We start from the raw sequence: 17,845 nt of genomic DNA on the forward strand, positions 1-17,845 counted from the left end.
TACCCAAAAAGGAACTGAGTTTTGTTTTCAAAGACAATAGTTGTTCTATGATTATAAAACTAAGGGGTATTTCATTGGTTTAGCTCAGATGCAAAGGCAGCACCTAACATTGCAGTGCACCAATAGCTAAATAATTAAAACTACAATATTAATATAAGGAAAATAAAAATGGCTAAGGGGCAATCTCTTCAAGACCCATTCTTAAACGCACTACGTCGCGAGCGTATTCCTGTATCCATCTATCTTGTAAACGGGATCAAGCTACAGGGTCAAATTGAGTCTTTCGATCAGTTTGTGATCCTTTTGAAAAATACCGTAAATCAAATGGTTTATAAGCATGCGATTTCTACGGTTGTTCCAGCTCGTGCAGTTAGTCATCATAGTGGTGAGCGTCCAGCTGGTGATCGTCAACAAGAGAAATCTGACGATTAATACCGAATTTAATAAAACAAGACCAATAAATAGGAGTTGATAGCTTGTTTGACCGTTATGAATCGGGGGAGCAAGCTGTACTTGTTCATATCAACTTCACGCAAGAAGGTGAGTGGGAAGATCTCAATGAATTTGAGATGCTGGTATCTTCTGCAGGCGTCAATGCGTTACAGGTTGTAACGGGAAGTCGGCAGTCTCCTCACCCGAAATACTATGTCGGAGAAGGTAAAGCTCAAGAAATTGCGCAAACCGTGCAGTTGACGGGTGCTGACATCGTGATTTTTAATCATGCACTTTCTCCTGCCCAAGAGCGTAATTTGGAAAGTCTGTGTAAATGTCGAGTCTTGGATCGCACAGGTCTGATCCTCGACATTTTTGCTCAGCGTGCGCGTACCCATGAAGGTAAGTTGCAAGTCGAGCTTGCACAGCTCCGCCATATCTCGACTCGATTAATTCGAGGCTGGACGCACCTTGAAAGGCAAAAGGGTGGTATTGGTTTACGTGGTCCCGGCGAAACTCAGTTAGAGACCGACCGTCGACTTCTGCGTGATCGAATTAAAGCGATTTTGCGTCGCCTAGAAAAAGTCGCAAAGCAGCGTGAACAAGGCAGACGAGCCAGAAACAGAGCTGAAATCCCAACGATCTCCCTAGTGGGTTATACCAATGCGGGAAAATCAACACTGTTTAACCGTATTACTGAAGCAGGGGTGTATGCTGCTGACCAGTTATTCGCAACACTCGACCCCACTTTAAGAAAAATACAACTAGCGGACGTCGGTCCGGCAATCCTTGCGGATACAGTAGGATTTATCCGTCACTTACCGCATGATTTAGTGGCTGCATTTAAGGCAACCCTGCAAGAAACGCAGGAAGCTGACATTTTGTTACATGTTGTCGATGCCAGTGATGACCGATTTCGTGAGAATATTCAAGCTGTTCATGACGTGCTAGAAGAGATAGATGCACATGAAGTGCCTTCTCTTGTTGTGATGAATAAAATAGATAATCTAGATGGCCAGCGTCCACGTGTAGAACGTAATGATGAAGGTATTCCGAGAGCCGTTTGGGTTTCTGCCATGGAAGGGCAAGGAATCGAACTGTTGTTCGAAGCGCTTACTGAGCGCTTAGCGAGCCAAATGGTTCAGTATCAATTGCGAATTCCGCCGCAGTTTCAAGGGCGTTTTCGTAGTACATTTTTCCAAATGAATTGTATTCAAGGCGAAGAATACGATGAAGAAGGTAACTTGTTGATTGATATTCGGATGCAACAAGTAGATTGGTCTAGACTTGAAAAAAGAGAAGGGGCAGTTTTGAGTGACTTTATAGTTACTTAAAGGACTGCTACAGTATAACGTCATACTAAATGATGGAGCTTCCTAATGGCGTGGAATGAGCCTGGTAATAACAATGGAAACAACGGCCGCGATAAAGACCCATGGGGTAATAACAATCGTGGTGACCGGAACTCCGGTGGTCGTGATCAAGGGCCGCCTGATTTAGATGAAGTCTTTAATAAGCTGAGTCAGAAAATCGGTGGTAAGTTTGGTAAACGTGGTGGTAATGGTGGCCCATCAATTGGCGGTGGTGGCAGTGCAATAGGCTTTGGTGTCATTGCATTGATCGCAATAGCTATTTGGTTCTTTTCTGGCTTCTATACCATTAGTGAGGGTGAGCGTGGTGTCGTTCTCCGTCTTGGTAAATTCGATCGAATCGTCGATCCAGGTCTGAACTGGCGTCCGCGTTTTATCGATGAATACCAAGCTGTTAACGTGCAAGCGATTCGCTCGCTACGCGCGTCAGGAACTATGCTGACAAAAGATGAAAACGTAGTTTCGGTATCGATGGACGTGCAATACCGCGTTTCTGATCCTTACAAGTATCTTTATGTTGTCACGAACGCTGACGACAGTTTGAGCCAAGCTACTGACTCTGCATTGCGTGCGGTAATCGGTGACTCACTGATGGACAGTATCCTAACCAGTGGTCGTCAGCAGATCCGTCAAAGCACTCAAGCAACGCTGAACGATATTATTGATAATTACGATATGGGTTTGACCATCGTTGATGTCAACTTCCAATCAGCGCGTCCGCCAGAGCAAGTTAAAGATGCCTTTGATGATGCGATTGCAGCTCGAGAGGATGAAGAGCGTTTCATTCGAGAAGCTGAAGCATACAAAAACGAGATTATTCCGAAAGCGACAGGTCGTTCTGAGCGTTTGAAGAAAGAAGCTCAAGGTTACTCTGAACGTGTTACTAACGAAGCGCTTGGTCAAGTTGCTCAGTTTGAAAAACTACTTCCTGAGTACAAAGCTGCTCCAGAAGTTACTCGCAACCGTTTGTATCTAGATACGATGGAAGAGGTATATTCAAACACATCTAAGGTCCTAATTGATTCCGAGTCAAGCGGTAACCTACTGTACTTGCCTATCGATAAGTTAGCAGGTCAGGACGGCGCATCTCAGTCTCGTAAGCCAAAGGAAACTTCGGCTTATGAAGAGATTCAGTTGGATCCGTCGACTAGCGATACTTCTTCAAGCAGCAATACGTCTCGTAACAACTCGACGCGTCAAGGGAGATACTAATAATGCGTAAATTGATGATACCAGTATTAGTCGTTGCCTTAGCATTGATGTTGATGTCGATGTTTGTTATCCCTGAGGGTGAGCGTGGCATCGTAATTCGATTTGGTCGTGTTCTTACGGATGACAACCAAGTGTCGCGTATTTACGAACCTGGTTTGCATTTTAAGATGCCGCTGTTCGACCGTGTGAAAACGTTAGATGCGCGTATTCAAACAATGGATGGCCGTGGTGACCGTTTTGTAACGTCCGAGAAAAAAGACGTTATCATTAACACGTATGTGAAGTGGAAGATTGAAGATTTCCGTCAATACTACCTAGCAACGGGTGGCGGTAATGCACTTACAGCACAAGCGCTGTTAGAGCGTAAGGTGACAGACGTACTACGTTCTGAAATCGGTGCACGTGAAATCAAACAGATTGTTTCTGGTCCTCGTAACAATGATGTACTGCCTGACAGTGCAGATAGTGAAGAAGTGACTACTGAAGCGGCACGCCAAGCACTAGAGATTGATGGTGAGCGTGACAAAATCATGGTTAACGTGTTGAAAGATACTCGTGAAAGTGCAATGAAAGACTTAGGCGTTCGTGTGGTTGATTTCCGTATTAAGAAAATCAACTTACCAGACGAGATCAGTGAGTCAATCTATCGCCGTATGCGTGCAGAGCGTGAATCGGTCGCGCGTAAACACCGCTCTCAAGGTCGTGAGAAAGCTGAAGTCATTCGCGCTCAAGCTGAGCTAGAAGTGGCAACACTATTGGCTGAAGCTGATAAGACAGCTCGTGTAACGCGAGGTGGAGCTGACGCAAAAGCTGCAGCGATTTATTCGTCAGCTTACAGCAAAGACCCTGAGTTCTTTAGCTTCCTACGTTCATTATCGGCTTACAAGACGTCATTCTCAGATAAGAGCGATATTCTCGTTCTCGATCCTAAGAGTGAATTCTTCCGTTACATGAATGATATGAACGGCGCTCCAGTTAAATAGTTACCAACAATACCGCGATAGGGCTCCTCAAAGGAGCCCTATTTTTTGGGAGAAGAATAATGTCACAATCGCTGTGGGTCGCTTTAGGTTTGGTGTTGGTTGTTGAGGGTCTTGGGCCTTTACTTGCACCAAGAGGATGGCGAAATATGGTTTCTCAATTGGCGCAACAGCCTGATGAACACTTAAGAAGAATAGGTGGCTGCCTAGTTGTTGCTGGTGCTGTCATTACAGTGATGATGTTGAACCATTAATAATATTGGTTTTTTATTAGTTAGCATCAATCACTTAACATAAAGCAGGTTTTTATGCTTAAAAAATGACTGCAAATTTGTGATTTCGATGCTAGAATCCTTTTTTAACTAGCAATCAGATTTGGAAAAATGGGTAATAACGTAGTCGTTCTGGGCACCCAATGGGGTGACGAAGGTAAAGGTAAAATCGTAGACCTTTTAACTGAAGATGCAAAGTACGTGGTTCGCTACCAAGGCGGTCACAATGCAGGTCACACTCTAGTCATTAACGGTGAAAAAACCGTTCTTCATTTGATTCCATCAGGTATTCTTCGCGATAACATCAAGTGTGTTATTGGTAATGGTGTTGTTCTGTCACCAGAAGCACTTTTAAAAGAAATGAAGCCTCTAGAAGAACGTGGTATTCCAGTTCGCGAGCGTCTTTTCGTTTCTGAAGCTTGTCCTCTAATTCTTCCTTACCACATTGCTATTGACCAAGCGCGTGAAATTGCTCGTGGTAACAAAGCAATTGGTACAACGGGTCGTGGTATCGGTCCAGCATACGAAGACAAAGTTGCACGTCGCGGCCTACGCGTTGGTGACCTTTTCGATAAAGAAGTCTTTGCTGAAAAGCTAAAAGAAGTCATGGAGTTCCATAACTTCCAATTAGAGCACTTCTATAAAGCAGACACAGTAAGCTACGATGAAGTCCTAGAACAATGCATGGGTTATGCAGACCTTCTAACGTCAATGGTTATCGATGTGACTGACGAACTTGATGCAGCGCGTAAGCGTGGCGACAAAATCATGTTCGAAGGTGCTCAAGGTACGCTTCTAGATATCGACCACGGTACATACCCTTATGTAACGTCATCAAATACCACAGCTGGCGGTGTTGCAGCTGGTTCAGGTTTTGGTCCTCGTCACATTGGTTACATTCTAGGTATTACTAAAGCTTACTGTACTCGCGTTGGTTCAGGTCCGTTCCCGACAGAGCTATACGATGGTAAAGAGAAGCAAGACCCAGTTGGTAAACACCTTGGTGACGTCGGTCACGAGTTTGGTGCAACAACAGGTCGTCTACGTCGTACGGGCTGGTTTGATGCTGTAGCAATGCGTCGTGCAGTACAAATTAACTCTATCTCAGGTTTCTGTCTAACTAAGCTAGACGTTCTTGACGGTCTGGAAGAGCTAAAAATCTGTACTGGCTACAAGATGAAAGATGGCACTATCCTAGAAGTATCTCCAATGGCAGCGGAAGCATTTGAAGAAGCCACGCCAATTTATGAAACTATGCCTGGTTGGTCTGAAACAACATTTGGTGCAACGTCTATCGAGCAACTTCCACAAACTGCTCTAGACTACATCAAACGTATTGAAGAACTAACAGGTGTTCCAGTAGACATCATCTCTACTGGCCCAGATCGTAACGAAACGATCATCAAGGTTCAGCCTTTCGAAGCTTAATCGATAGAAAGTCATCAAAGCCAGCGTTTACGCTGGCTTTTTTGTCTTGGTAACGAAACAAGACAAATGTGATCTTTTGCCAAGGTTTTGACGCCAGTGAACCCCCACTATCTAAAAGTGGCAATATATTGCCACTTTTACTAATTTTTCTCTAAAGCGAGGCGGGCAACTGCCGATAAAAAAGTTAAACCATTCATTAGCTTTGGTTGGCTTTGATACTTGCCTATGAGGAGTAGTTACACAGTGATTAAGCGACACAAACTAGCAGCACTTGTTTGCATGGCGCTACTTGGCTCTGTAAAAACACTTCATGCCCAAGAGGTGGGTGCGCCTATTCCTATCTATTCTGAAGATGAACTGATTGGTTTAATTGAAGAAAATCGACATCTTGCGCGAGTTAAAGCAGATAACTGTCAGCTAGTTGAAGATATTATGGCGCGCGCTACGCGCATCAACTTACCGTCCTATGAATTTCTTTATGGCGATATGCTGGCCTGGGGAGTATGTGTCCCTCAAGATGTAGAGCTTGGTCTGTACTATATGGAAAATGCAGCCCATCAAGGTCTACCGGTAGCGTTGGAGCAACTAGGACGCTATTACTCTCGTGGCACCTTTGTCCAACAAGACAAAGAGCGAGCTATTCCATATTTCAGAGAAGCCGCATCAATGGGCAATATCGATGCGCGTATCCAGTTAGCAGAACTATTGCTTCGAGACTACGGCAGTCCTCTGGATTACGAAGATGCCTACCGTTGGCTCTATAACTCCATCACCCCCGATGGCCGCAAGCATAAACGCATTTCTATGTTAAGGCGTGGTTTAGAGCAACGCATGCCTGAAAATATAATCGCGAGAGCAAAGCGCCGCAGCACATTCTGGTAATGATAGCCTAATGGCATAAATTCAAAGCATTTCTGTAGCTTATCTGCTCTGTCAGTTATAATCGACGTATCCCTCCTAAAATATAGGTCAGACTATGTCGAACAAGCCTAGCGATATCAAAGTAGACGACCCTTTTGCAGAAAGAGAGTCTCAAAACTACGACAATCCGATTCCGAGCCGAGAATTCATTACCGATTTCCTAGAAAGCGTTAATGTTCCAATGAACAGGAATGATCTGTTTGAAGCATTAGGGTTGGAAGGTGAAGAGCACTATGAAGGACTGCGCCGTCGTTTGCGAGCTATGGAACGCGATGGTCAATTGGTTTTCACTCGACGCCAGTGTTATGCCTTGCCTGACAAACTAGAAATGATAAAAGGTCATGTGATTGGCCACAAAGATGGGCATGGTTGGGTGAGACCTGAGGGAAGCATGAATAAGGATAATGATATCCTGCTTCCACATCATCAAATGCGAACGTTGCTGCATGGTGATTTTGTATTAGTACAGCCATCTGGCACCGATAAACGTGGTCGAAAGGAAGGACGACTAGTCCGTGTATTGGAAGAGCGTAAGACACAAATAGTCGGTCGATTTTTCCTAGAATATGGCTACGCTTATGTTGTCGCTGATGACTCTCGAATCAGCCAAGATATTCTGATTCCAAACGAGCACCGTGGTGGAGCTCGAATGGGTAATGTTGTGGTTGTCGAGGTAACGGATCGTGGTAGCCGCTCCCGTGGAATGATGGGGCAGGTCGTTGAAGTGCTAGGCGAAAATATGGCGCCAGGTATGGAAACGCAAATTGCCATTCGTACTCATCAAATCCCTCACGAATGGCCCGCTGAAGTTGAAAAACAAGTGCAGCAATTTGGGGAGTTCGTTCCTGAGGAAGCCAAAAAAGGTCGTGTAGATTTACGTGAATTGCCACTCGTAACGATTGATGGTGAAGATGCTCGAGATTTCGATGATGCTGTCTATTGTGAGCGTAAGAAAAGTGGCGGCTGGCGTCTATGGGTGGCGATTGCTGATGTCAGCTATTATGTTCGACCAGATTCCCCGCTAGATAAAGAGGCCATCGTACGTGGTAACTCGGTCTATTTCCCATCTCAAGTAGTACCTATGCTGCCAGAGGTACTATCGAATGGTTTGTGTTCACTGAATCCTCAGGTCGATCGACTATGTATGGTTTGTGAAATGACGGTATCGGAAACAGGTAAACTGTCAGGTTATAAACATTATGAAGCAGTGATGAACTCACATGCTCGCCTTACCTACAACAAGGTGAACGACATTTTGGAAGGGAACGAGGAATTACGTGAACGCTACAGTGAGTTAGTGCCGCATTTACATGAACTGCACAACATGTATCAAGTGTTGAAAGAGGCGCGTGACTACCGTGGTGCGATAGAGTTTGAAACGGTAGAAACTAAATTTATCTTCAATGCAGAGCGCAAGATCGATCGTATTGAACCTGTTATTCGAAACGACGCTCATAAGATCATCGAAGAATGCATGATTTTAGCCAATATTGCCTCAGCTTCTTTGGTAGAAAAAGCGAAAGAGCCAGCGCTGTATCGTATCCATGAAACTCCAGGAGAAGAAAGGCTACAAGGCTTTAGAGATTTCTTGGGAGAATTAGGTTTGGAATTGTCCGGCGGTTTAGACCCATCGCCAACGGACTATGCTGAGTTGGTTCGCAAAATCCAACAGCGTCAAGATAAAGAACTGATTCAAACCATGCTGCTTCGTTCAATGAAGCAAGCTGTCTATAACGCCGATAATGCAGGTCACTTTGGTTTAGCGTTGAAACGCTATGCGCATTTTACCTCTCCGATTCGCCGTTATCCTGACTTGTTGCTACATAGAGCAATCAAGTACCTCATTGCTAAACAAGAAGGTCGCAACACCGATCGATGGACACCAACAGGTGGTTACCATTATTCCTTTGATGATATGGATTTTTATGGTGAGCAATGTTCGATGACAGAGCGCCGAGCAGATGATGCGACTCGTGATGTAGCTGATTGGCTCAAATGTGAGTACATGCAAGATCATGTTGGCGAAGTGCTCGATGGTGTCATCGCAAATGTCACTGGCTTTGGGTTCTTTGTACGTCTAACGGAATTGCACATTGACGGCTTGGTGCATATATCTTCTTTGGCTAACGATTACTATCAGTTTGACCCAATAGGACAAAGACTTATTGGTGAGAGCTTTGGCGCGATCTACCGACTAGGCGATGCGGTAAAAGTGAAAGTACTGGCCGTTAACCTCGACGAGAAGAAAATAGACTTTGAATTAGAGGAAACAAGTCGTAAGCTACGCGGCAAAGGAAAAACGGCTAAAAAACGTGTTGCTGAAGCTGAGAAGAAAAAAGCAAAAGCAAAACAGCGTGTCGCGGAAGTGAGAGGGAAGCGAGGCACTAAAGCTAAGCCCCTTGTTGAAGCAACGAAAAGGCCTGACGGACAAGAAGATGTATTGCCGCATAAGCGCAAAAAGTCTAAAGCCGAAAAAGCTCGTAAAAACAAAGCTCGCAGTAAAGCGGGTCGAGCGAAGAAAAAATAGAGTCCAAGGTTAAACCATGAGTAACGAATTTATCTACGGCATTCACGCGGTGAAAGCTGTTTTGGAAAGAGATCCGGTACGTTTCATTGAAGCGTACGTCTTAAAAGGGCGTCAAGATGAACGCTTGATGCCGGTATTAAATCAGTTGAACCAAATTGGTGTGTCGATTCAGCAGATGAACCGCAAGACACTTGATGATAAAGCACATGGTGCCAATCATCAGGGAATCATTGCAAAAGTAAAACCAGCGAAGCAGCTAAATGAGAATGATCTGGACGGGATTCTTAGCCAGCATACTCAGCCATTATTGCTGATTCTTGATGGTGTGACCGATCCTCATAATTTGGGGGCGTGTTTACGTAATGCTGATGCTGCTGGGGTTGCTGCTGTTATCGTCCCGAAAGATCGCTCTGCACCATTAACCGCTACAGTCAGTAAAGTGGCTTGTGGTGCGGCAGAGACGGTTCCTTTGGTTCGTGTGACCAACTTAGCCCGTACCATGCGTGTACTGCAAGAGCAGGGAATCTGGATTGCGGGTACCGCAGGGGAAGCCACTCACGACATTTATCAAGCAAAACTTGATGGTCCTTTGGCGATTGTCATGGGGGCTGAAGGCGACGGTATGCGTCGTTTAACGCGTGAGACGTGTGATGATCTGATTAAGATTCCAATGGCGGGGTCGGTATCGAGTTTGAACGTCTCGGTAGCTTCGGGCATTTGTTTATTTGAAGCGGTTCGTCAACGAGCGCTCTAGACCCTGAACTCGAAGATGTCACTCCTCTGGCTGTGTGCCTAATCAGGCAGGGCCCTACTTAAGGCTTAGTGAGAGCGCTAAGTAGATCTCTGTCTGTGCAGGGGGGACAACAAATCAGCCAAGACGGCAAAAATGAAAGATATTGGCTATTGAAATATCAATAGTGAGGAGGAGGTGTCTCTTCCGATGGATCGGCTAAGTTTGATGTATCCATATTCTTCACTTTACCCACAACATACTTCATTTGATCCTGCATTTTACTGATCAGTAACTGCTGTTGAGTTAAGGCGTCATTGAGCTCATCAATGGTCTGCTCTTGGAAAGCCATTTTACATTCCATATCATTAATTCTCTCTTCGAGAGCCAAAATTTCTTTATTACTCATAATCACTACTTACTCAAATCCCAAGCTTGCACCACACCGGCAGACGAGGCTGAGAGGACGCGTTGGTTGCTGTCAAAAGCGGCATCATACACTACTCCTCTGGGGGGGCGAATATCTTTTAACATTTCCACTTCGAAGCCTCCTAGTCGTTTACCTGTATATGTGTCCCAGACAATCATTCTAGAAGATGGAGAACCGGTGACTAAACGACTGCCATCATTCGAAAAGCGCGCAGAAGAGAAGATAAGTTGTCGAGTCCAGCTATTAAGCTGACTGACCTCTTTGCCTGTTTTCAAATTCCAGATAATGGCATTGTTCCCGCTATCTGAAGTGAGGGCGAACAAACCATCTCGTTGCAGTTCTACCGTAACAACTCGTTGCTCATGTGCAAATTGTTGCAATATTTGCCCTGATTCAGTGCTCCAGAAGTAGGCGTTATGGTCGTTGCCCCCTGATAGCGCATATTTTCCATTGGGAGAAAGTGAAACAGAATTTACTTTTTCTACGTGAGCGAGGAACTCTAGGCGCCTTCCAGTGACTAAATCGATGAAGATGGCTTTACCATTACTAAGGCCAACAAGTACTTCATCGCCATTATTGCCCAAAGCGATGTCTTGTATGAGGCCGTCTGAGATAGACCAAAGTCCGCTAGATTGAGACCAGGCTAAATCCCAGATGGCAAAGTTGGTTTGTGTCGCGGTGATAGCAAAGCGTCCATTATCGCTAAAACGAATGAGGGAAATAATATTCTGTTCAGGGTCTTGAATACCTAAGCGAGCCAATAGCTTGTTTTGGTTGAGATCCCAAAGTTGAAGGTGCTGTTGCTTGGAGTAAAGCAAAGCGAACCTTGCATCGCGGCTTAACGCAATGGCACTGGTTCCCTCTAGCGCTAAGTCCCATTGTCGCTGTGAATTATCGGAGAAAAAGCAGCCATTTAACAGGCTGATGACAATTAACCACAGCACAGAATGAGATATTATTCGCATCATTAGCGTTATTCCACGTTGAGTCTTGAGTTTAAGCTAGTATATTTAAAGCTTGAGCTATGAAGAAATAGTTACTAGATTGAAATAGTTACGCATGCTGCGCTGAAAGACAAGTTGAATAGCTACGAGTAGGCGTTGAATTCCATAATCGGAGAATTAAATGAAATCACTATTTAAAGTGTCGCTACTTGCTGCGACAGTAATGTTGGCAGTCGGTTGTCAAAAAGAAGAACCAAAAGTAGAGCCAGCTGCGCAAGAGCAAGTTCAAGCGGAGACGGGCAAAGCGGTTCACTTTAAGACAGAAGATGATAAAGCAGCTTACGCAATCGGTGTTTCTTTCGCTAACTACCTAAGTACGAGCATTGAAAAACCCGCTGAATTTGGTATTGAACTGAAGAAAGAACTGGTTCTTAAAGGTATTGAACAAGCATTTGCGGGTAAAGCTGAGCTGACGGAAGATGAAGTTCGCGCAGCATTAGAAGGCCTGGATAAACGTGTAGCTGAAACGATGCAGAAACAATCGCAAGAAAAAGCAGCTGCGACTAAGAAAGCAGGTGACGATTTCCGCGCTGACTTCGAGAAGCAAGATGGTGTGAAAAAGACAGACTCTGGCCTACTATACCAAGTTGAAACTGAGGGCACTGGTGAGCAACCAAAAGAGACTGACACAGTAGAAGTGCACTATAAAGGTACTTTGATTGACGGCACTCAATTTGATAGCTCATACGATCGTGGTCAACCAGCAACGTTCCCTCTTAACCGAGTTATCCCTGGTTGGACTGAAGGTGTTCAACTAATGAAAGTGGGTTCTAAGTATAAGTTCGTCATTCCACCAGAGCTTGCTTACGGTGAGCAAGACACACCAACGATTCCTGCAAACTCAACATTAGTGTTTGAAGTTGAGTTGTTAAAAATCGATGGCGATGACGCGCAAGCGACTCAATAATCATAGATTAGATGATAAAGGCCCACTTCGGTGGGCCTTTTTTGGGCTTACAATAAACGATAGTCGCTAAATAACGGCACTTTTTTTGCCCTAAATCACTTGTTAGATACATACTTAGAGGTCAGCTTCAAATTTTCTGATAAACTTACGTTAATTTTTTTAAGTTATCTCTAGGGTCAAAGTACAGTGACGGAAATTACCAATCCCGATGAGCTGCTTGAAATGGAGTCAGTCGATGTGGCGCCATTTAGCGAGCATGACAAAATCATCCTTAAGTCTTATGAGGCCGTGGTCGATGGTCTGGCAAGTTTAATTGGCCCCTTTTGTGAAATCGTTTTGCATTCGTTAGAGTCGCTAAATACTTCTGCGGTAAAAATTGCTAACGGTGAGAACACCGGGCGCCAAGTGGGCTCTCCGATTACCGACCTTGCTCTTAAGATGCTTAAAGACATCGAAGGTTCAGAGCGTAACTTCTCTCGCTCATATTTCACTCGTGCGAAGGGTGGGGTGCTGATGAAGTCGATTACCATTGCGATTCGTAATGGTGATAATCGAGTTATTGGTCTGTTGTGCATCAACGTAAACCTAGATGCACCATTCTCGCAAATTCTACAGTCTTTTATGCCCACTCAAGATGCGAAAGATGCCGCTTCTTCGGTGAATTTTGCCAGCGATGTTGAAGAATTGGTTGACCAAACCGTAGAGCGTACCATCGAAGACATCAACGCGGATAAGTCAGTGTCGAACAATACCAAGAATCGCCAGATCGTTATGGAGCTTTACGACAAGGGAATTTTCGATATTAAAGATGCAATTAACCGTGTCGCGGATCGTCTAAATATCTCTAAACACACCGTTTATCTTTATATTCGTCAGCGTAAAACTGAGGACGAGTAACGTGTCGGCGCTAACCTATACATTAGTGGTCAATGGCTCGGTTTATGGGACTCAGTCTGCACGTAATGCGTTGCTTTTTGCTAAAGCCCTTATCGCTAAAGGTCATAAGTTGGTGAGTGTGTTTTTTTATCAGGATGGAATCCACAATTCGTCGCGTCTTGTGGTACCTGCTAACGACGAGCTAGATCTGACGGCCGAATGGCAGAACTTGGCAAAGGAGTATGGTGTACGCTTAGAGACTTGCGTTGCTGCTTCATTGCGACGCGGGGTACTGGGTTTTGATGAAGCCACACAGCATGATCGTGATGTTGATAACTTAGCGCAAGGTTTTGAACTCGCTGGATTAGGCAGTCTCGCTAGCGCAATGTTAACGCAAGAGAGGGTGGTACAGTTTTGACAACAGTAGCTTTTGTATTCAACTCGTTACCACATACCTCTGCCAAAGGACGTGAAGGGCTCGACGCACTCCTTGCGACATCTGCGTTTACTGAAGACATTAAGGTGTTCTTCGTTGGTCCTGGCGTTAATCAACTCAGACAGCACCAACACAGTGCAGACGTACTCTGTCGTGATTACATTAGTGCGTTTAAATTGATGGAACTGTACGACATTGAAGATGTCTTTATCTGTGAACAAAGTGTGCAGTACTATCAGTTAGATTCAGAACAGTTAGTCATTAGCGGCCACGTAGTTGACGCGGCTGATATTGCCAAGCAGCTGAGTCTTTGTCATAAGGTATTAACGTTCTAGGTCTTTTATGCTGCACATCATCAAAACAGAAACAGGCTACCAACAAGCGCTAAGCTATTTATCACAAGATGACCAATTGATTTTGGTTGAAAGTGCATGTTATTTAGTCACTGACAAAAACGTAACCTTGCCTTCGGCGTGTTTCGTATTGCAACCAGATCTAGCGGCAAGAGGGTTAATGTCTTTCGCGTCAGATTTAATTCAAGTTGTGGATTTTAATGGTTTTGTCGAACTTACTGAACAACATGTTAGTAGTACAACTTGGGAATAGTCATTTCATATCGCTTGTTGGAAATCGTAAATCCCAGCAGTTAATCTAAAAAAGATCTGTATATTTCTTGACACACATCCCACTGCTGCATAGAATTTTGCGTCCCTAATTGCCATTGGTGATTAGGGCTAGATTTTTCACAAAGCTTACTTTCAAGTAAATCAGGAGCTAGTTAATGGCAACTATTAACCAGTTGGTACGTAAGCCTCGTGCAAAGCAAGTTGTTAAAAGCAACGTGCCTGCACTAGAAGCGTGCCCACAAAAACGTGGTGTATGTACTCGTGTTTACACTACTACACCTAAAAAACCTAACTCAGCACTTCGTAAAGTATGTCGTGTTCGTCTAACGAACGGCTTCGAAGTGACTTCGTACATCGGCGGTGAAGGTCACAACCTTCAAGAGCACAGTGTTGTTCTAATCCGTGGTGGTCGTGTTAAAGACCTTCCGGGTGTACGTTACCACACTGTTCGCGGCGCACTAGACTGTGCTGGCGTAAATGACCGTAAACAAGGTCGTTCTAAGTACGGTGTGAAGCGTCCTAAGTCTTAATGGATTCCGTTAAGTAAGGCCAAACACTAAATTATTTTTAATTTTTGAAGAAACTGAAAAGTTTTGGATAACCTGAAGAAGACAACGGAGAATATCCATGCCACGTCGTCGCGTAATTGGTCAGCGTAAGATCCTTCCAGATCCTAAATTCAAATCTGAATTGCTGGCAAAGTTCGTTAACATCCTTATGGTTGACGGAAAGAAATCTACTGCAGAGAAAATCGTTTACACTGCACTAGAAGTTATGGCTGAGAAGTCTGGTAAAGACCACTTAGCTGTATTTGAAGAAGCTCTTGAAAATGTTCGCCCAGCGGTAGAAGTTAAATCTCGCCGTGTAGGTGGTTCAACTTACCAAGTACCTGTAGAAGTTCGTCCGGTTCGCCGTAACGCACTTGCTATGCGTTGGTTGGTTGAAGCTGCGCGTAAGCGTGGTGAAAAATCTATGGCTCAACGCCTAGCTGCTGAAATGCTAGACGCGTCTGAGAACAAAGGTACTGCGGTTAAGAAACGTGAAGACGTTCACCGCATGGCTGACGCGAACAAAGCGTTTGCTCATTACCGCTGGTAATACCTTTTCAGTGCTGCGAGGTTCTCTCGCAGCACTTTTCTATACTCTAAGGTTAACCTTAGTAAGAGGATACAATCGTGGCTCGTAAAACTCCTATTGAGCGCTATCGTAATATCGGTATCGTTGCTCACGTAGATGCAGGTAAAACAACCACAAGTGAGCGTATTCTGTTCTACACTGGCCTTTCTCACAAAATCGGCGAAGTTCACGATGGTGCAGCAACCATGGACTGGATGGAGCAGGAGCAAGAGCGTGGTATCACTATCACATCTGCTGCGACTACTACCTTCTGGCGTGGTATGGAAGCACAATTCCAAGATCATCGCGTAAACATCATTGATACCCCTGGACACGTTGACTTTACTATCGAAGTAGAGCGTTCTTTGCGTGTGCTTGATGGTGCAGTGGTTGTATTCTGTGGCTCATCAGGTGTTGAACCTCAGTCTGAAACTGTATGGCGTCAAGCTGATAAATATCACGTTCCACGTATGGTATTTGTGAATAAGATGGACCGTGCAGGCGCAGACTTCCTACGCGTTGTGGATCAAATTAAAAATCGTCTTGGTGCGAACCCAGTTCCTATCCAATTAAATATTGGTGCAGAAGATGAGTTCAAAGGTGTCATCGACCTTATCAAGATGAAAGCAATCAACTGGAACGATGCCGATCAAGGCATGACCTTCACTTATGAAGACATTCCAGCAGAACTGCAAGATGAAGCTGAAGAGTGGCGTAACAACATGGTTGAAGCCGCTGCAGAAGCAAGCGAAGAGTTGATGGATAAATACCTTGAAGAAGGCGAACTAACGGAAGCTGAAATCAAGGCGGGTCTACGTGCTCGTACACTAAATAATGAAATTGTGCTCGCAACATGTGGTAGCGCATTTAAGAACAAAGGTGTGCAAGCGGTATTAGACGCGGTTATCGAATACCTTCCTTCTCCAGTAGACGTACCTGCGATTAAAGGTATCGACGAAGAAGAGAACGAAGTAGAGCGTCACGCTGACGACAACGAACCATTTGCTGCACTTGCATTTAAGATTGCAACTGACCCGTTTGTAGGCACCCTTGCGTTTATGCGCGTTTATTCAGGTGTCGTAAACTCGGGTGATGCCGTTTATAACTCAGTGAAACAAAAGCGTGAACGTTTTGGCCGTATCGTTCAAATGCACTCTAATAAGCGCGAAGAAATCAAAGAAGTTCGTGCGGGTGACATTGCAGCAGCGATTGGTCTGAAAGACGTGACCACAGGTGACACACTATGCGATCAGAACCACAAAGTGATTCTAGAGCGCATGGAATTCCCTGAGCCAGTCATTCAGATCGCGGTAGAACCTCGCTCTCAAGCTGACCAAGAGAAAATGGGTATTGCGCTAGGTAAACTAGCAGCAGAAGACCCGTCGTTCCGTGTGGAAACTGATGATGAAACTGGCCAAACGCTAATTTCAGGCATGGGTGAGCTTCACCTAGACATCATCGTTGACCGTATGAAGCGTGAATTCAGTGTTGATTGCAACGTGGGTAAACCTCAAGTTGCGTACCGTGAAACGATTCGCGGCAGCACAGAAGTTGAAGGCAAATTTGTTCGCCAATCAGGTGGTCGTGGTCAATATGGTCACGTATGGCTTAAGCTTGAGCCATCTGAAGCGGGTGAAGGGTTTGTGTTCGTTGACGAGATCGTGGGTGGTGTGGTTCCTAAGGAATACATCAGCTCGGTATCGAAAGGTATCGAAGAGCAGATGAACAACGGTGTACTTGCTGGCTATCCTGTATTGGATGTAAAAGCAACGCTGTTTGATGGCTCATATCATGATGTCGACTCTAGCGAGATGGCGTTTAAGATCGCCGGCTCGATGGCTTTCAGAAAAGGTGCGCTAGAAGCACAACCTGTTCTGCTTGAGCCAATGATGAAGGTTGAAGTAACCACTCCAGAAGATTGGATGGGTGATGTTGTTGGTGACCTTAACCGTCGCCGCGGCATGATTGAAGGTATGGATGAAGGCCACGCTGGTCTGAAGATCATCCGTGCACAAGTACCACTCTCTGAGATGTTTGGTTACGCAACTGACTTGCGTAGTGCGACTCAAGGTCGTGCGTCATACTCGATGGAATTTAGTGAATATGCTGAAGTTCCGAAGAATGTGGCGGATGCGATCATTGCACAGCGCAGCTAATCAGCTATTGTTTAGTAATGAATCTGTTGCGTTGAGTAAAATTGACGCATAAAATAGCAAATTCTGGCGCGCCCCGACATAAATTTTGTTCTCGGGGCGAATCATAACTAGGAAGGAACACGATCGTGTCTAAAGAAAAATTTGAACGTACTAAACCGCACGTTAACGTTGGTACTATCGGCCACGTTGACCACGGTAAAACTACTCTAACTGCAGCTATCTGTACAACACTTGCTAAAGTTTACGGCGGTTCTGCTCGTGACTTCGCATCTATCGATAACGCTCCAGAAGAGCGTGAGCGCGGTATCACAATCGCAACTTCTCACGTTGAGTACGATACTCCAAGCCGCCACTACGCACACGTAGACTGCCCAGGACACGCTGACTATGTTAAAAACATGATCACTGGTGCTGCGCAAATG

Annotated in this window: 20 protein-coding genes; 18 read left to right on the forward strand and 2 right to left on the reverse strand. The window is 44.9% G+C overall.

What is annotated here, in order from left to right; all coding sequences use genetic code 11:
- The first annotated feature begins 168 nt into the window (after positions 1 to 168).
- From hfq to rlmB, 9 genes are all read left to right on the forward strand, one after another.
- Positions 169 to 432, forward strand: a complete 264-nt coding sequence (hfq, locus tag VTH8203_RS05650) for an RNA chaperone Hfq (RefSeq protein WP_006075248.1) — start codon at positions 169 to 171, stop codon at positions 430 to 432.
- Between the two features lie 44 nt (positions 433 to 476).
- Positions 477 to 1,766, forward strand: a complete 1,290-nt coding sequence (hflX, locus tag VTH8203_RS05655) for a ribosome rescue GTPase HflX (protein WP_096992780.1) — start codon at positions 477 to 479, stop codon at positions 1,764 to 1,766.
- 45 nt (positions 1,767 to 1,811) lie between these two features.
- Positions 1,812 to 3,014 (forward strand): FtsH protease activity modulator HflK, encoded by a 1,203-nt coding sequence (gene hflK / locus VTH8203_RS05660; RefSeq protein ID WP_096992781.1) that lies wholly within the window; start codon positions 1,812 to 1,814, stop codon positions 3,012 to 3,014.
- A 2-nt stretch (positions 3,015 to 3,016) separates the two neighbouring features.
- Positions 3,017 to 3,997, forward strand: coding sequence for a protease modulator HflC (gene hflC, locus VTH8203_RS05665; protein ID WP_096992782.1), 981 nt, complete (start codon positions 3,017 to 3,019; stop codon positions 3,995 to 3,997).
- 59 nt (positions 3,998 to 4,056) lie between these two features.
- A complete protein-coding gene (locus VTH8203_RS05670; protein ID WP_096992783.1) occupies positions 4,057 to 4,248 on the forward strand; it encodes a DUF2065 domain-containing protein in 192 nt (63 codons plus the stop codon).
- Between the two features lie 129 nt (positions 4,249 to 4,377).
- Complete coding sequence (locus VTH8203_RS05675) at positions 4,378 to 5,694, forward strand: adenylosuccinate synthase (protein ID WP_096992784.1); 1,317 nt, start codon at positions 4,378 to 4,380, stop codon at positions 5,692 to 5,694.
- A gap of 225 nt (positions 5,695 to 5,919) precedes the next feature.
- Positions 5,920 to 6,576 carry a flagellar protein MotX gene (gene motX, locus VTH8203_RS05680; RefSeq protein ID WP_390341069.1) on the forward strand — a complete coding sequence of 219 codons (657 nt, stop codon included), beginning with the start codon at positions 5,920 to 5,922 and terminating at the stop codon, positions 6,574 to 6,576.
- A gap of 94 nt (positions 6,577 to 6,670) precedes the next feature.
- Positions 6,671 to 9,142, forward strand: a complete 2,472-nt coding sequence (gene rnr / locus VTH8203_RS05685; RefSeq protein WP_096992786.1) for a ribonuclease R — start codon at positions 6,671 to 6,673, stop codon at positions 9,140 to 9,142.
- A gap of 16 nt (positions 9,143 to 9,158) precedes the next feature.
- Complete coding sequence (rlmB, locus tag VTH8203_RS05690) at positions 9,159 to 9,896, forward strand: 23S rRNA (guanosine(2251)-2'-O)-methyltransferase RlmB (RefSeq protein WP_096992787.1); 738 nt, start codon at positions 9,159 to 9,161, stop codon at positions 9,894 to 9,896.
- Between the two features lie 157 nt (positions 9,897 to 10,053).
- Here rlmB and VTH8203_RS05695 read toward each other — a convergent pair whose 3' ends face one another.
- Both VTH8203_RS05695 and VTH8203_RS05700 read right to left on the reverse strand, forming a co-directional pair.
- On the reverse strand, positions 10,054 to 10,281 hold the full coding sequence (locus tag VTH8203_RS05695; protein WP_096992799.1) for a SlyX family protein: 228 nt from the start codon (positions 10,279 to 10,281) through the stop codon (positions 10,054 to 10,056).
- A 5-nt stretch (positions 10,282 to 10,286) separates the two neighbouring features.
- The gene (locus VTH8203_RS05700) at positions 10,287 to 11,267 is read right to left on the reverse strand and encodes a WD40 repeat domain-containing protein (RefSeq protein ID WP_096992800.1); all 981 of its coding nucleotides are present in this window, start codon (positions 11,265 to 11,267) and stop codon (positions 10,287 to 10,289) included.
- Positions 11,268 to 11,427: 160 nt separating this feature from the next.
- Between VTH8203_RS05700 and fkpA the strand changes: the two genes are divergently transcribed.
- The 9 genes from fkpA to VTH8203_RS05745 all read left to right on the forward strand — a co-directional run.
- Entirely contained in the window at positions 11,428 to 12,213 is a 786-nt protein-coding gene (gene fkpA, locus VTH8203_RS05705) for an FKBP-type peptidyl-prolyl cis-trans isomerase (RefSeq protein ID WP_096992788.1), read from the forward strand.
- Positions 12,214 to 12,435: 222 nt separating this feature from the next.
- Entirely contained in the window at positions 12,436 to 13,110 is a 675-nt protein-coding gene (locus VTH8203_RS05710; protein ID WP_051647237.1) for a helix-turn-helix transcriptional regulator, read from the forward strand.
- Between the two features lies 1 nt (position 13,111).
- Positions 13,112 to 13,507, forward strand: a complete 396-nt coding sequence (gene tusD / locus VTH8203_RS05715; RefSeq protein ID WP_096992789.1) for a sulfurtransferase complex subunit TusD — start codon at positions 13,112 to 13,114, stop codon at positions 13,505 to 13,507.
- Positions 13,504 to 13,860: a sulfurtransferase complex subunit TusC gene (gene tusC, locus VTH8203_RS05720; protein ID WP_096992790.1), complete on the forward strand. Its 357-nt coding sequence runs from the start codon at positions 13,504 to 13,506 to the stop codon at positions 13,858 to 13,860. Before tusD ends, tusC begins: the two co-directional genes overlap by 4 nt.
- A 7-nt stretch (positions 13,861 to 13,867) precedes the next feature.
- Positions 13,868 to 14,131, forward strand: a complete 264-nt coding sequence (gene tusB / locus VTH8203_RS05725; protein WP_096992791.1) for a sulfurtransferase complex subunit TusB — start codon at positions 13,868 to 13,870, stop codon at positions 14,129 to 14,131.
- A 175-nt stretch (positions 14,132 to 14,306) separates the two neighbouring features.
- Positions 14,307 to 14,681: a 30S ribosomal protein S12 gene (gene rpsL / locus VTH8203_RS05730; RefSeq protein ID WP_004399892.1), complete on the forward strand. Its 375-nt coding sequence runs from the start codon at positions 14,307 to 14,309 to the stop codon at positions 14,679 to 14,681.
- Positions 14,682 to 14,778: 97 nt separating this feature from the next.
- Positions 14,779 to 15,249 carry a 30S ribosomal protein S7 gene (gene rpsG, locus VTH8203_RS05735; RefSeq protein WP_023402463.1) on the forward strand — a complete coding sequence of 157 codons (471 nt, stop codon included), beginning with the start codon at positions 14,779 to 14,781 and terminating at the stop codon, positions 15,247 to 15,249.
- Positions 15,250 to 15,326: 77 nt separating this feature from the next.
- Positions 15,327 to 17,423, forward strand: coding sequence for an elongation factor G (gene fusA, locus VTH8203_RS05740; protein WP_096992792.1), 2,097 nt, complete (start codon positions 15,327 to 15,329; stop codon positions 17,421 to 17,423).
- A gap of 125 nt (positions 17,424 to 17,548) precedes the next feature.
- A partial coding sequence (locus VTH8203_RS05745; RefSeq protein WP_244181149.1) for a GTP-binding protein occupies positions 17,549 to 17,845 on the forward strand: 297 nt, incomplete at its 3' end.

The sequence above is a fragment of the Vibrio thalassae genome, assembly GCF_900089835.1.
GTDB classification, from domain to species: Bacteria; Pseudomonadota; Gammaproteobacteria; order Enterobacterales; family Vibrionaceae; genus Vibrio; species Vibrio thalassae.